The 14698-nt window shown below is 58.7% G+C and carries 11 protein-coding genes; 2 read left to right on the forward strand and 9 right to left on the reverse strand.

Annotated features, from left to right (window positions below; translation table 11 throughout):
- Positions 1–82 precede the first annotated feature (82 nt).
- From PSR62_RS07160 to PSR62_RS07170, 3 genes are all read right to left on the reverse strand, one after another.
- On the reverse strand, positions 83–2272 hold the full coding sequence (locus tag PSR62_RS07160) for an amino acid permease (RefSeq protein ID WP_274407112.1): 2190 nt from the start codon (positions 2270–2272) through the stop codon (positions 83–85).
- 248 nt (positions 2273–2520) lie between these two features.
- Positions 2521–4299 (reverse strand): aspartate--tRNA ligase, encoded by a 1779-nt coding sequence (aspS, locus tag PSR62_RS07165; RefSeq protein ID WP_274407114.1) that lies wholly within the window; start codon positions 4297–4299, stop codon positions 2521–2523.
- 200 nt (positions 4300–4499) lie between these two features.
- The gene (locus PSR62_RS07170) at positions 4500–5240 is read right to left on the reverse strand and encodes a dienelactone hydrolase family protein (protein ID WP_274407115.1); all 741 of its coding nucleotides are present in this window, start codon (positions 5238–5240) and stop codon (positions 4500–4502) included.
- A gap of 237 nt (positions 5241–5477) precedes the next feature.
- Here PSR62_RS07170 and PSR62_RS07175 point away from each other — a divergent pair, with 237 nt between their 5' ends.
- Positions 5478–6212 carry a CAP domain-containing protein gene (locus tag PSR62_RS07175; protein WP_274407116.1) on the forward strand — a complete coding sequence of 245 codons (735 nt, stop codon included), beginning with the start codon at positions 5478–5480 and terminating at the stop codon, positions 6210–6212.
- Between the two features lie 1157 nt (positions 6213–7369).
- Here PSR62_RS07175 and PSR62_RS07180 read toward each other — a convergent pair.
- The 6 genes from PSR62_RS07180 to PSR62_RS07205 all read right to left on the reverse strand — a co-directional run bounded on the left by PSR62_RS07180 (position 7370) and on the right by PSR62_RS07205 (position 13664).
- Positions 7370–9829 carry a YidC/Oxa1 family insertase periplasmic-domain containing protein gene (locus tag PSR62_RS07180; protein WP_338020145.1) on the reverse strand — a complete coding sequence of 820 codons (2460 nt, stop codon included), beginning with the start codon at positions 9827–9829 and terminating at the stop codon, positions 7370–7372.
- Positions 9830–9949: 120 nt separating this feature from the next.
- The gene (locus PSR62_RS07185; RefSeq protein WP_274407118.1) at positions 9950–10657 is read right to left on the reverse strand and encodes a hypothetical protein; all 708 of its coding nucleotides are present in this window, start codon (positions 10655–10657) and stop codon (positions 9950–9952) included.
- Between the two features lie 134 nt (positions 10658–10791).
- Positions 10792–11388, reverse strand: a complete 597-nt coding sequence (locus tag PSR62_RS07190) for a peroxiredoxin (RefSeq protein ID WP_274407119.1) — start codon at positions 11386–11388, stop codon at positions 10792–10794.
- 54 nt (positions 11389–11442) lie between these two features.
- Positions 11443–11754, reverse strand: coding sequence for a Dabb family protein (locus tag PSR62_RS07195; RefSeq protein WP_047815756.1), 312 nt, complete (start codon positions 11752–11754; stop codon positions 11443–11445).
- Positions 11755–11862: 108 nt separating this feature from the next.
- Entirely contained in the window at positions 11863–12918 is a 1056-nt protein-coding gene (locus tag PSR62_RS07200; protein ID WP_274407120.1) for a ferrochelatase, read from the reverse strand.
- A 233-nt stretch (positions 12919–13151) separates the two neighbouring features.
- Positions 13152–13664, reverse strand: a complete 513-nt coding sequence (locus tag PSR62_RS07205) for an acetolactate synthase (RefSeq protein WP_274407121.1) — start codon at positions 13662–13664, stop codon at positions 13152–13154.
- A 770-nt stretch (positions 13665–14434) separates the two neighbouring features.
- Here PSR62_RS07205 and PSR62_RS07210 point away from each other — a divergent pair.
- Entirely contained in the window at positions 14435–14623 is a 189-nt protein-coding gene (locus PSR62_RS07210) for a hypothetical protein (protein ID WP_274407122.1), read from the forward strand.
- Positions 14624–14698 lie beyond the last annotated feature (75 nt).

Here is a 14698-nt window from a genome sequence, read left to right on the forward strand (position 1 = left end):
GGGGCCTCATTGAGTGGGGGGCCTCATCGAGTGGAGCGATGGTGGTTGGCACCGTTCCGTGGCACCTTGACACTTTCGCTCCTTAGCCGCGGCGGCTGATGATGATCACGGGGCAGTTGGATTCCAGGGCGACTTTTCGAGTGAAGTTGCCGAAGAGCTTTCGCCGCGGTCCCAGTCGTTGAGCACCCAGGATGATCAGCCCCGCTTCGCCGGCCCGATCGACGATGGTTTTGATTGGATCGTTGCTGATCACAATCTCGCGTTCGCAGACCCGGCCCGCGTTGGCACGCGTCGTTCGGTCCAGCTCTTTGCGGATTCGTTTTTGATCGCTGCGGAGCGTGTCGGTGGGGATCACTCGCAAGAATTTCACTTGTCTTTTTTGCTCGCGAGAAAGGCTGCTGAGCAATCGCGTGAGCAAGTAATCGTGGCCGCCTCGTCCGCCGACGGGCACGAGGATCTGCTGACTCTGAGCGAGTTGCCAATCCTTCGGCGCTCGCAAGACAACGACATCGCTGGAGAGTTGTCCGAGCAAGCCTTCCAGGGGCGTGTCGCGAGCTTCCGCTGTGATTTCGCTCAGTCCCAGCAGCACGGATTGGCATTGGTGCAGGTCAGCCACCCGGGCAATCTCTTGCATCGGTTCGGGGGAAACGGTGGTCAACGTTTCGCAGCGAACACCGAGGCTGGATGAGGCGTGCAGGATCTCGTTCATCACCGAATGAAGCTGTGCCGAAGGGCGATGGTTGGCAACCGGGTCCCAGTCCGGAGGAGCCACCACCACGGTTTGCACCAGCACGCGACCGAGCGCGGCGGGGACCAAGGTGTCTGCCAACGCGATCATCGCGCGAGCGTTGTTGGGGTTGGCGATGGGAACCAGCACCAAAGGTGAGTTGCCACGCAGTCGCGAGAGTTCGGGATGGCTGGCCATGTTCGACACGTCCGTCAAACGGGCTCGCCGAGCAAACAAGGATAGAAACAGCACACCACCCAGAGCCAGCCACATGACGGCAATGATTCCGGCTTCGGGAACCGCGATGCCTTGGAACACAGCCAACGCCAAGCACGCCGCGCCGCCAATCACAGGCACAACTGGATAGCCAGGGACTCGAAACGGCGGCGGAGCGATGACACAGCGTTGACGTACCAGGATGGACAGCCAATGAGCGATCGCAAACGTCACCAAGAAGATCAGGCTGGACGCGGCACCAGCGGCCGCGAGATTGGGCAAGATCTGGATCAACAGACAAACCAGTGCGATCGTGACCAGCACGGAAACCCAAGGCGAATTGGATCCTGAAGCGAGACGACTGAGAGCGGCCGGCAACGTGTTGTCTCGCGACATCGCCAGGGCAATTCGCGAGGCGGCAAACAGGTTGGCTTGTAGCGCCGAGAACATCGAAAGCACCGCCGCGATCAATACCAACCAATAGCCCGTGGCGCCGAGGTAGTGGCGTGCGGCGAGTGCGACAACGGCCTCGGGATCTGACGCTGCCAGTTCGCGAATGTTTTGGGAACTGTCGGTGCCCACCGTGGTGAGCACAAACAGCAGTGGCAGATAGATCAGCAACGCAATCACCAGCGACAGCAGCATCGCTCGCGGGATGTTCTTGGTTGGTTCGCGAACTTCACCGCCGACCGCCGCGATCAAATCAAACCCTTGAAGTGCGATGAAGCTGTACCCCATCGCCTGAATCAACCCGGTCCATCCCGAGGCTAGAAACGGCCGCAGTTCCTGAGTGGTCTTGAGCACCGATTGTTCGCTCAGTGCCCAGAACCCACCGACGATCAAGACCGAAAAGACCGCTACTTTGGCGACGTTGATCCAAGCACCTCCGCCCGACGAGCGGAACGTCATCATCGCTCCGATCCCAATGGTCGTGGCGATGGAAACCGCAGGGACGCTCCAGGGTTCATTCAGCCAAGGCGGAACGGCACCCTGGGTCGAGTACAGTTCGCTCATCAAGAGCGTCGCGAAACTGCCAAAGCCGATTGCGTAGAGGACCGCGGCGACGATCGAAGCGAACCACACGACCCAGCCCACCGTGAAGGCGGATTCGACCGAGAGGACTTTGCGGCTGAAGGTGTAAGTCCCGCCTGACTCAGGGAACTTGGACGCCATCTCCGCGAAACTGAGCGCCGTCAGAATCGCGATGACGCCGTTGAGTCCAAACGCCAAGATCGCGGACGGCCCCGTGGTGGCAAATGCGACTCCTGCAAGAGCGAGGATCCCGCCGCCAACGATTGCGCCCACACCGACGCTGGTGGCACCGAACAAACCGAGATGGCGATTGACAGCGATGATGCATTCCAGCGATGGAAATGAAGATCAATTCGTAGCGAAAGTCGTCAAGACTTTCGGCGACTCAAGGTGCAAGACGAAACTCTTGACGAGTTTCGCTACGTCAGCAAAACGAAACTCTTGACGAGTTTCGCTACGTCAGCAAAACGAAACTCTTGATGAGTTTCGCTACGTGAGTCGGGGGCGTGGTGTGCGAGCCCTGGCCTTTTCTGGCCTGGCTTCGATCAAGTCTTGGCCGATACCGTTCGCAGGTGCAGTTCGTTGAGTTGATCCGCGTCCACTTCGCCCGGAGCACCGGTCATCATGTCGGCGGCCTTTTGCGTTTTGGGGAACGCGATCACTTCGCGGATGTTTTCGAGACCTGCGAACAGCATCACCCAGCGGTCGACGCCCAAGGCGATCCCGCCGTGTGGAGGTGCACCAAATCGCAACGCGTCGAGCAGGAAGCCGAAGCGATCGCGAGCGGTTTCTTCGTCCATGCCCAGCAGTTCAAACACTTGCGATTGAACTTTGCTGTCGTGAATTCGGATGGTTCCACCGCCTGCTTCCGATCCGTTGATGACCAAGTCATAGGCTTGGGCACGGCACTTCTCAGGCGACTCTGTCAGCAGAGGCAGGTCTTCTTCGAGGGGAGCGGTGAAGGGGTGGTGCATGGCGACGTAGCGGCCGGCCTCTTCATCCTTTTCGAACATCGGGAACTCGGTCACCCAGCTGCAGTTGAGCATGCCATCTTCGTAGAGTTTCAGCTCCACCGCCAATCGCTTGCGAAGACCCGACAGGCCTTTGCAGGTGACTTCCCAGGTGTCGGCCAAGAACATCAGCAAGTCGCCGGGTTCGCCGCCCATCAGTTCTTTGATTTCAGCCAAGTGTTCCGGCTCAAAGTTTTTCGCGATTGGGCTCCAAAGTGTCCCGTCATCTTCGACGCGGAACCATGCCAAGCCTTTGGCGCCGAAGTCCTGCTGAACAAACGTGGTCAGTTCGTCGATTTGGCGTCGCGAGAATTTGAGGGCGGCGTCTTTGACATTGATGCCACGGACGAAGTTGCCCGCGTCGGCGGTCCCGCGGAAAACACGGAAGTCCGTTTTGGCGGCCACCGAAGTCACATCGACGATTTCCAAGCCGAAACGCAAATCAGGCGCGTCCGAACCGAAGCGACGCATGGCTTCCGCGTAGGTCATGCGAGGCAGCGGCAGCGAGATGTCTTTGCCCAACACCTGTTTTGCAGTCTTGGCGACCAAGCCATCGATCAAACCGATGATGTCTTCTGAGTCGACAAAGGACATTTCCAGGTCGAGCTGCGTGAATTCAGGTTGGCGGTCAGCTCGCAGGTCTTCGTCGCGGAAGCACTTGGCGACTTGGATGTAACGGTCGAAACCGGCGACCATCAAGATTTGTTTGTAAAGCTGCGGCGATTGAGGCAACGCGTAGAAGTTGCTGGGGTGCACGCGGCTGGGGACCAGGTAATCGCGAGCTCCTTCGGGTGTGCTGCGGCCGAGGATGGGCGTTTCGACGTCGATGAAATCGTGCTCGGCGAAGTAGTCCCGCATGCACTTGATGATTTCGCTGCGGCGGATGAGCGCCTGCTGCATTTCTTTGCGGCGAAGGTCCAGGAAGCGGTACTTCAGACGCAAGTCTTCGCCCGGCAAGTCGGCCTGGCCGGGAGTGAAGGGAGGTGTTTCCGAGGCCGAAAGGATTTCGAAGTGTTCGCTGCGAACTTCGATTTCGCCAGTCTCCAGTTTCGCGTTGGTTTTGCCTTCCAGGCGATCTGCGACGACGCCGCGGATCAGAACCACGCTCTCATTGGGCACATGGCCGGCTTGTTTGATCAGGGATTCGCCCGCTTCGGGTGGTCCGATGACGACCTGGGTGAGCCCGTACCGATCCCGCAAGTCAATGAAAACCGCTCCGCCGTGGTCTCGTTTGCTGTCCACCCATCCGCACAGGGTCACGGGGGAGCCGACGTCAGATTTGCGAAGCGCGCCGCAGGTGTGGGTTCGTAACACGGGTCGAAATCAAAGGGTTCGAGGGGAAGGATGCAACGGAACGACCGATCAAGTGCTGACGGACGGCTCCAGAAATTCGCGAAAACGAACCGCAAAGGATACGCGATCGTGGCCCATTCGTAAGTGGGACAATTTTCCCGCTTTCCACTTATTGGGGGGGGAAGGGGCGATTGGCTGCTCGCAGATTGGTTTTCGAGCCGTTATCGCAAGTGGCGGTTGAGGTGCTGGCAGGCCATCGAGTTCAGCAACAGCGCGAGCTCGGGGTCGTAGCGATGGCCTTCGTCTCGCATGAAGGCGTGCTCGCCGTTGAACTCGTGCCAGGAAAAGCTGACTCCCGCGGCCGTCATCGCGTCGTGGATCATCCGGCGGCCTTCGACGGGAATGTGTGGGTCTTGGCGTCCCCAGATCATCATCATCTCGGCTTGGATTTCTGGGATGCGATCGAGGCTGTCGTCGTGCATGCCTTTGCCCAGGCTTCGTTTGTGGATGTCGGTGGCGTAAAAGCACACCCCGGCTTTGACTTCCTCGTTCATGGCCGCCCGAAAGGCGAGGTGCCCGCCCAGGCAAATGCCCACCGTGCCGACTTGCCCGGTGCAGTCTTCGTCCCTGCCGAAAAAGTCGATCACGGATCGAGCATCCGCGTCGTAGGCGGCGATCGCTTTTTCAACTTTCAGTTGGTTGCCGCGGTCGGTGCCCTCTTTGTCGTACGCAAACGCTTCGCCCAGTTCGGTGTACTCGTGGTAGACATCGGGGACGGCGACCAACAAACCGTGCCCCGCCAGAACCGCGGCCGTCCGGGCGATCGGCGCGGTCATCTGGTAGATCTCGCTGTACAGGATCACACCGGGGTAGCGACCGGGACCGTCCGGGCGAAACAGATGGGTCCGCATCGGACCGGTGGGCGTGTCGAGATCAACGTGGGTGGGGGCTTGGATTCGCATGTTGAGTTCGTGCCGTGTCAAATCAGTGGAGGGCAAACCGAAGGGGCGCCGGTGACCAGGATGGCGAGAGGTTTTACCAGTTTGACGAAGATTGTGCTGAATCGTTGCTCGTTTCAATCGGCGTCATGGTGAAATGGGCATGGCGATTGCATTCCCTTGCTCGATGACGAGCGAGAGTGGACCCGCCGGTGCAAGTCGCTTTGGGGGATGGTTTGGTTTCTTACAAGGAGTGATGCAGTGCGTGGATGGTTGATAACCGGATGGTTGTTTGTCAGTCCGCTGATGGCTCAAGAGGAGGCCGCGACGGTTGCGGTTGATTCAAAAAAGGATGGCCAGATGGTCACTCAAGTTGAAAAGGCGATCGTCAAACAGATCAACGACTACCGTGTCGAAAAGAAGCTCGGTCGGTTGGAGGTGAACGACGAGTTGCAGGCAACCGCGAAGAAGTTGGCGGAGTTCATGGCTGAATCGGGCAAGTACGGTCATCACGCGGATGGCAAGACGCCGGCGGAGCGTGCCGAGGCGGCGGGATACGAGTACTGCGTCGTGAGAGAGAACATTGCCTATCGCACCAACACGGAGGAAGTCACCGCGGAGAGTTTGATGGACATCTTTGTTCAGGGATGGATTGATTCACCGCCGCACCATGAGAACATCGTGGCCAAACACATCACGCAAACGGGGGCGGCTGTCGCGACCGCCGATCAAACGACTTACTACGCGGTTCACCTGTTTGGTCGACCCAAGTCAGCCCAGATTGAGATCTCGGTGCTGAATCGATCGGGCAAAGCCCAGACTCTGTCGATCGAGACCAATGAAAGTGTCGATGAAATTGAGATGCCATCACGGACGACCGTGAGCATGAAGCGTTGCTTTCCGACCACGTTCCGAATCGATGGCTTGGATGCGAAGACGGTGGACAAGTCGTCGGAATTGATTTTGACCGAGGAAGGTTGGGAAGTGGCGGAGTGAATCTCCGCCCTGCCCTGCCCCTGCGAAACGCTGCGGCGAAAAGAGGCTTTTGGTTTTGCGGGGGCGATCAGGGAATGGTCGTCAGTTGCGAGCGACTTTCTAGGCTCGGATGGGAAAGCTGTGTCACCCCGTTGGGGCTTTGGATGTTTGAGTGGTTCATGGTTCCGGGGCCTGACGGCCCCGGCAATGGATCTGTCGCCCCTTCGGGCCTTGTTGGGTGGCGACGAGGCCTGGCCGTTGAGGGCTGCCCGGCGGAACAGTTGAGACAACTGTTCTACTCTGGCCTCGTTCTCCTCGCCCCGGACGGGGCCGACTTTGGAAACAGAGTAGAACATTTGTCCCCAAATGTTTGCGTGGGCCGTTGCTGTCGTCGAGTCGCGTGGCGCGGACGGTTGGCAATGGGTTGGGGGCGATGAGGCTTGGCCGTTGAGGGCTGCCCGGCGGAACAGTTGAGACAACTGTTCTACTCTGGCCTCGTTCTCCTCGCCCCGGACGGGGCCGACTTGGTTAGCTCGGGGCGGAAGCCCCGAGACATTGGACGCAAATACAAGAGGTCGCCCCGGATGGGGCCGTCGTTGCTGTCGTCGCGTCGCGTGACGCGGACGGTTGGCAGTGGGTTGGTTGCGATGAGGCTTGGCCTTTGAGGGCTGCTCGGCGGAACAGTTGAGACAACTGTTCTACTCTGGCCTCGTTCTCCTCGCCCCGGACGGGGCCGACTTGGTTAGCTCGGGGCGGAAGCCCCGAGACATTGGACGCTACAAAAGGTCGCCCCGGATGGGGCCGTCGTTGCTGTCGTCGCGTCGCGTGACGCGGACGGTTGGCAATGGGGTGGGGGCGATGAGGCTTGGCCTTTGAGGGCTGCTCGGCGGAACAGTTGAGACAACTGTTCTACTCTGGCCTCGTTCTCCTCGCCCCGGACGGGGCCGACTTTGGAAACAGAGTAGAACATTTGTCCCCAAATGTTTGCGTGGGCCGTTGCTGTCGTCGCGTCGCGTGACGCGGACGGTTGGCAATGGGTTGGGTGGCGACGAGGCCCGGCCGTTGAGGGCTGCCCGACGGAACAGTTGAGACAACTGTTCTACTCTGGCCTCGCGGTCCTTGCCCCGGACGGGGCCAACTTCATTCGCTCGGGGTGGAAGCCTCGAGTCAACAGCCCGCTAGCGGCGCTTTTTGTTGCCGGGTTTGCCGGACTTCCCGGATGGTGGCCGTTTGCGGTCTTTGGGCAGCGGGGCGGCTTCTTCTTCCGGTGTCCCCAATCGCTCGCGGAGTCGGTCGGCCATCGTTTTCGGTTTGCTGTCGGAGTTTTTCTTTCCATTGGCACCCGCAGCATTGTTGACTTTGCCATCGACCGTGCCGCCACCCTGCAGTGTCGCCGGGTCAAAGTGTGGCTTGGACGGAAGCGTCTTTTTCACCAAGACTCGTTCGCCGATGCCCCACAGACTGCTGGTGATGAAGTAGATGCACAAACCAGCGGGCACGCGGAAGAAGAACAGGCCCATGACCAAGGTCATGTAGTTCATCATCTTCTGCGTCATTGCAGTCTGCTCATCCGTTGCCGGTGGCATGAACATCTTTTGCTGAGCCAGGAACAACGAGACCACAATCATCGGCAGGATGTTGAAGTACGGACCCAGCCAACCGGTGCCCCGGCCTCCCAGGTAATCCCAAATCCAATCGCCCCAGTAATACATCATGTCGGGAGCGGCCAGGTTGGACGCCCAGGTCGTCCACGACGCAAACGCGGCTTGTCGCAGTTCGATGTCCACCGACAGGGTTCGGTACAGGCCAATGAAAATGGGCAACTGCAGGAACATCGGGGCACAGCCCGCCATCGGATTGAACCCGACACGTTGTTGCAGTTCCCGTTGGGCTCGAACGCGAGCTTCCATATCGTCTTTGTGCTTCTCGGCAATCTTCTTCAGTTCAGGTGCCAGCTCTTGCATGCGTTGAGCGTTGATCGCCGCTTTTCGCGAAAGCGGGAACATCAGACCACGCACACACAGCGTCAGCAGCACGATTGCCAACGCGTAGTTGCCGACGTTGGAGAACAGGTGCAGCAGGCCGCCGAGAGGTTTGGCGACAAACGAGAACCAACCGTAGTAGATGCAATCACCCAAGCCGTAGGCTTCCATCACGTCGGGTTGTTTGGGACCGGCGAACAATCGCAGGGATTGTTTCAGGGACGATCCCGGGGGCACATCGGCGATGGCACTGTCCAGGTAGAAGCTGGCGTTGACCGCGCGTTCTTTGTTGTCTGGAACAGCATTGGGATCGGCGATGATATTCGCGGCGGCACGGCGGAACGTCTTCAGTGATGCTTGGCCTTCCGGGGGCAGCATCGCGACGGTGAAGTACTGCGCGTCGACGCCGATGTAGCTCAGGTCGCGAGCCGGTGGAGCGGAATCGGGGGCAAATAACGTTTGGTCGTTCGCTTCGGATTCATTCTTGGCCCGTTTTAGCAACGCGTATCCCGAGACCAGTTCGTGGCCTTCTGCGGTGGTCTTGTAGACGACATCGCGAGCGGCTGAACCGCCCCAGTTGGGACTGATCTTGTTGCTGTACCACCAACCTTCCAGCGTGATGCCATTGGCACCTTCGATTCGGTAAGCCAGTTCTTGAGCTTCCTCGGCACGGTTGTCGATTTGAACATCCATGTCCAGTGAGTAGCTGTCTGGCTTCAGCGAGTAAGTTCGTTGCAGCCCCACCGATTTGCCCGAGGCAGGCTTCATCTCGGAATCGGACAGTTGCAGTTGGTAGGAAATTTGGTCGCCGTTCTGAGAGGCGTCCCAAATCAGGTCCCCTGTGTCGACCATGCCTTCGATGGTGTTCTCACCCGATTGGATTTCGCGTCGACCGACGCGGCCCACGGTCAGCAGGCATGACAGTCGAGAGAGGTTGCCTTCGATCTCGTCGTCGCCACCGTGCTCGGCCAAGCGAACCAGGTCCAAGGGGTGCTCGGACAAGGTGGTTTTGAATTCGATCGACTTTTCGTTTCGCAGAACCGTGACCGTGGCGTCTTCCCCCGGTTTGGTTTCCAGCATTGCTTCCCGCAGCATCGACAGGTTGTTGACGTTGGTGCCGTTGAAACCGGTGATGATGTCGCCTGGCTTCAGGCCGCCTTGCACACTCGAGGCCGTCGCCAAATCAGCGGGGGTGCCGGGGCCGACCACGTTGACTCGGATGCCGAGGTCGGTGGCGGCGGGATCCGCAGCCAGGTAACCGAGATAACCCGAGCGAACGTCGACGCGTCGATACTTCAGGCGACCGTTTTCTTTTCGTTCGGTCAGTTCAATTCGTTCGATGCCACCGCCGCGGCTGTTCAGAGTGACCAACATCACGTAGCCACTGGCTGGGTCCATTGAACCGAGCGTTGACCAGGTGGGCGAGTCGGGACGCGCGATCGCATCGGCATCCTCCGGGGCCAGTTCACTGTCCCCGGGCGCATCCGGGTCCGTGTCGGCCACCAAGTTCTCCGCCGATTCGACGGTTTCGCCATCGATTTCGGCGACCACGTCTTCCTCGGGGGGCAGTGGTGGCGCGAACATGGTCCGGAGGGACATGTAGATCAGGAAAAACGCCATCGACGAGAGGATGAACGAAAAGAGTCGGCGTTCCACAGAAATGTCGGCCAATCAGAAGGGAGGCGGGTGAGGAAGCCCGCTATTCTTGCCGCCCGACGCGTTCTTGAAAAGCCAAACTCATTGCGCGGAGCAGCCGAGAGGCTCAAAAACGCGGCCTCATGCCGTCAAAGGCAGCGGCGTTTCGCCCAATCGTTTCAGGTAAGCCTGCAGTTCGGACTCGGAAATCCCCTGTTCAGAGCGATCCAGCACAATCCAGGGGCGAGCCTTGCGGATCACACCTTTTTCAAGGAATTCGCCAAACAGTCGCAGTTGCAGGTGCCCTGGGCGACGAAGATCGGTCGTGAAGGGGGCATCGGTGGGGGCCAGAAGCACCGCAATCGATCCCGTTTCGCCGTGCAGCTTGACCGTCGAGATCGGCGGGCTGCCGTCTCCCAGCGTGTCGCCTTCGTCAAAAATCACGCCACAATCACCCAGGGCGGTGAGATCCAAGGTTGGGTGGGTGTCGAGCAGCAGGGTTTGAATCGACAGCGTGGGCTCGATCACCAACCGGGTTTCGGTGGCTTCGACCACGCGCAAAGCCAGTCGCAGAGAACACTGGCTGTCGCCTTGCGGGAGAGTCACATTCCAGACGTCACCCCGGATCGATTGTTCCGTGGCGACGGGAAGCGTGTCGTCTCCGACCGGCAACAAGCTGACATGCAGGGACCCATCGGGGTCACCGAAGCTGATTCCATTGGAACCTCCTGCGGTGTGGCAAACCCAATCGTGACCGCCCGCATTCCAGTGCGCGGTGTAGCACTGGCCAGCGTTTTGGTCGCAGGCGGAGCCAGGTGTTGGCGCCGCGAAATCTTGAAGTTGCCACATGGGGATCAGCTCGTTTGTTTGCTTAGGACCACCTGAACAACATGTGCCTTCGCGGAAGGACGCGAGCCTTCCGGTTCCTCACCGGGCGGCTTGCGCCGCACCGCTAACATCGTCACTTGTCGTTCACGCGTTGCTTAGTTCTTGTATTCGGCGTCAAAGAACTCTTTGCTGCCTTGCACGTCGGCTTTGATTGTACGCGAGCCTTCTTGCCAATTGGCAGGGCAGACTTCGCCGTTGGTTTCAAAGAACTGAAGGGCTTTGACCATTCGCATGGCTTCGTCGACGCTCCGGCCGAGTGGCAAGTCATTGACGACTTGATGACGCACGAAGCCCTTTTGGTCGATCAAGAACAGTCCACGCAGTGCGACACCGCCGTCGAGCAGCACGTCGTAGTCACGCGAGATTTGTTTGTTCAAATCGGCGACCAAGGGGTATTCGGTCTTGCCGATGCCGCCTTCGTTGCGCGGCGTGTTGGTCCATGCCAAGTGTGTGAAGTGGCTGTCGATCGAGACGCCGATGATGTTCACGCCGAGGGCTTCGAACTCTTTCGCTCGGTCGCTGAACGCGATGATTTCGGTTGGGCAAACGAAGGTGAAGTCGAGTGGCCAGAAGAACAACAGGACGTACTTGCCCTCGTAGTCGGACAACTTGAAGTCGTCTTTGAAAGTGCCATCGGGCATGACGGCGGTGGCGGTGAAGTCAGGGGCTTTTTGGGTGACCAAAACACTCATGGTGAAGCTTGCTTTCTAAAAAGAGTGAAACGTGATGGTGAAGGGTGGGCGGGATCAGTCGCGAAGGTTCGAGTCGAAGACGCGAACTTCGGCCCAGTTGGGTTTTTGACGCTCGATGAATTCCAAGTGCCGAGGGGCGGTTTGGTAGGCATCGTGAGCGGCGCGGTTTTCGAAAACGGTGTGCAGCGCCACGTCGTAGTCCATGTTGACCGGGCGGTCGTAGTCGGGCTCGCAGCGACCCACGGCGAAGTCCACCAACCCGGGGTGGTCGTTCAGGTAGGTTTGACAATCGTCCAGCAGCGCGTTGATGGTTTCGTCGCTGCGGTCTTTGGTCGTGAAGAAGACTTGATGGGCGAGTCGAGACATGGTGCTCACGAAGGATCGGAAAAAGGTCAGGAACGCTGCTTCATGGACAGGACGACGAAGCCGGCGTGGCCGAATCAGGATGGCTCGTCGGTGATTCTAGCCGCCGCATCAATTGGCTTGAACCGGTCGCCCACCGCCAACAAGAGGTCGCCGCGGGGTGTACTGGCAGCAATCCTGCGGGCACACATCATGCCAAGCCCCCAGGTCACCCAAGGCAGGCTTTTCGCTCGAAACGCCCAGGCGTTCTTGGACCAAGCCGCAGATCATTTCGACAAAATCGGGGTGCGTTCCCACCGAGGAGGCTCGCGCCATTTTGATCCCGCGCTGCTGGCAGAGCTGTACGGCTTCCTCATCCAGATCGAACAGCACTTCCATGTGGTCGCTGACGAAACCAATCGGCAAGATCACCAGCGAGTCCAGTTTCTTGGCTTCGTCCAGCTCGACGATCGCGTCCAACACGTCCGGTTCCAGCCACGGTTGCGAGGGCGGGCCGCTGCGGCTTTGGTAGACCAAGTCCCAGTCGGCTGCACCGCAGGCATTGGCAACCAAGCGACATGATTCACGCAGCTGTTTCTCGTAATCGCAGTTGTCTGCCATCCCCATTGGGATGCTGTGCGCGGTGAACAGCACTTTGGTCTCCGCCGGTGACACACCGATTGTCTGGGCTGCCTTGGAAAGGTTGTCCGACACCGCCGCGATGAATCCTGGATGGTTGAATCCCATCCGAACCTTTTCAACCAGCGGGGCTCCCTCACCGACTTCTTCACGAGCCTGGATGATGTTTTCGCGGTACTGGCGACATCCGCTGTAGCTGCTGAACATGCTGGTGAAAAAGGCCAGCGATCTTTGCTTGCCGTCTGCCTTCATCTGGCGAAGCGTGTCGGCAAAGGTCGGGTCCCAGTTGCGGTTGCCCCAGTAAATCGGCAGGTCGATCCCGTTGGCGTCAAATCGCTTTTGAAGTGCCGCGATGAGCATTCGGTTCTGCTCGTTGATCGGGCTGACGCCGCCGAAGTGTCGGTAGTGCTCCACCACTTCCATCATCCGCTCACGCGGCACGTTCTTGCCTCGCAAAACGTTTTCCAGGAACGGGATCACGTCGTCCTGGCCCTCGGGGCCGCCAAAGGACACCAGCAAAAACGAATCGTAAGGAAGCTGTTCACTCATGGTGGGACGTTGATGAAAGCGGCGGGGTGGATGAGATGGACGATGGTCTTCCCTGGCCGTCGACACTGATTCTGATGGCTTTGGAAAGTCGCCGGCATTGGTTTCGACGGCCTGGGAAGGCCATCGTACGGAGTGATCAACCAACTGTCGGGCGGCAGGCCATTAAGACGAAGTGTCAACTCCACCGTGGACTCGCGGTGGCGGATGGCTGGTAGACGCCAAGCCGAACCGACTCAGTAGATGTCTTGAGGCGGAAGGTTGTCCGCATCCAGGTCGTCTTCGGTGATGATCCGAAAGCCTTTTTCGCTCAGCGTTTTCATCGCCAAGTCGATGTTTTCCACCATGATCGCGACCGCGGGTTTGCCGTGTGGACGCACGAACAAAGGGTAGGCCTGAATGATATTCAGTTCCGCTTGCAACAACGCCGTGCAAACTCGGAGCAACGGTTGGGGGCCTTCGGGAAGTTCGACACCGACCAAGTCGGATTCGATGATGGCCAGTCCAGCGCGTTCCAAAATCTCGCGACCGCGGTCCGCGTCGCTGATCAGGAAACGAACGAACGCACATTCCGCAGCATCATTGATTGACAGGGCCACAATTCGAATCCCAGTCCCCTCGAATCGACGCACGACTTCGAGCAATTGCCCGACTCGGTTTTCGAGAAAAATAGTGAACTGACGAATCGCGGGGAATTCGCGACCGCGCATGGTTTCGAATTGCGTGTCTGCACCGGCTCCAAAGCTCATGCTCGCAATCTCTATGTAAGCGGCAAAAAGGCGTAATCGCCGGAGTCTACCGGTCGGTTCATCGCACGGCAAACCGCCCTGGTCGTCGATTTCCTGCGGTGCACCGAACGCAGGCCAGCTTTTCAGATGCTCTGACGCGAAACGGTCATCGTCCCCAAGCGACCGCGAATGCACTGCAATGGCGTGGGATCAGGAGGTGTTCTGTTGTGAGGTGGGTGAGTCTGCCGCTGCGGAGTTTGGGAAGACGCTCTTTCCCGAGGGAAGACTCCCTGGCATTTGCGTTTGCTGATTGCGAGATTTTTAGGGGGCTGGGGGCCAGTCCGTTGGGTGCCACCCGGGAATTCGCGATCGGCGAGCGATGCCTGGGCGAAAAGAGGGTGGAATGCTTGACCCTAAGACTGAGTAGCTTCCGTGAGGGGTGCTTTCTCGTGGTCCCGCTGTCTCGTTTTCGTCGGTCCGGGCAGGTCTCAGAGGCGGGGAGCGGCGGTCGGTTGCTTATTTTTGAGCGTGTACTGACGTGCACTCTGCTGGGGTGGCTGTGCGTTCATTGCAGTTTGCCAAATGTGCAATGGACTGTCATAATCAACAGGTTGGGTGTTGATTGATCGCTTTGTCGCTCGGACTGAGCGTTTTTTCAGGCGGTGGATTTCTCTGGAGGTTGCGGCAGTGGTCGCTCTCAGCTTCGTCCGTTCTTGGACGAAGTGGGAAGTTGAGTGAAGGCTCCAGGGAGGATTTTTTTGAATGCTTGTTAAATCTATGGAGTTTAGGATATGAAGTTTTGTCTTTCGAAGTTGGCTTGCTTTGCCGTTTTGTTGACGGTGGCAACGGTGGGTGGTTGCCAGGGTTCTTCGGAGCCTGCCGCGACTTCCACCGACGAGTTGACTCAGTTCTTGAATGACAACCCCGATCTGAAGGAGCCCAAAGAGGACGTTCCTGCATCGGACCCATCGAAACCCTGATGCTTTTGCGCGTCAGGACAGTGCGTTCTCGCTGGCGGGACCGCCGCTCATCTGCTTTTCAATTGTTTTTTAAAA

Source organism: Rhodopirellula sp. P2 (assembly GCF_028768465.1).
Classification (GTDB): Bacteria; Planctomycetota; Planctomycetia; order Pirellulales; family Pirellulaceae; genus Rhodopirellula.

Bases quoted from the DNA above. Each gene is read 5' to 3' on its own strand.
- PSR62_RS07190 (WP_274407119.1), bottom strand. From the start codon at position 11,388: ATGAGTGTTTTGGTCACCCAAAAAGCCCCTGACTTCACCGCCACCGCC.
- PSR62_RS07210 (WP_274407122.1), top strand. From the start codon at position 14,435: ATGAAGTTTTGTCTTTCGAAGTTGGCTTGCTTTGCCGTTTTGTTGACG.
- PSR62_RS07185 (WP_274407118.1), bottom strand. From the start codon at position 10,657: ATGTGGCAACTTCAAGATTTCGCGGCGCCAACACCTGGCTCCGCCTGC.
- PSR62_RS07195 (WP_047815756.1), bottom strand. From the start codon at position 11,754: ATGTCTCGACTCGCCCATCAAGTCTTCTTCACGACCAAAGACCGCAGC.
- PSR62_RS07200 (WP_274407120.1), bottom strand. From the start codon at position 12,918: ATGAGTGAACAGCTTCCTTACGATTCGTTTTTGCTGGTGTCCTTTGGC.
- PSR62_RS07170 (WP_274407115.1), bottom strand. From the start codon at position 5,240: ATGCGAATCCAAGCCCCCACCCACGTTGATCTCGACACGCCCACCGGT.
- PSR62_RS07205 (WP_274407121.1), bottom strand. From the start codon at position 13,664: ATGAGCTTTGGAGCCGGTGCAGACACGCAATTCGAAACCATGCGCGGT.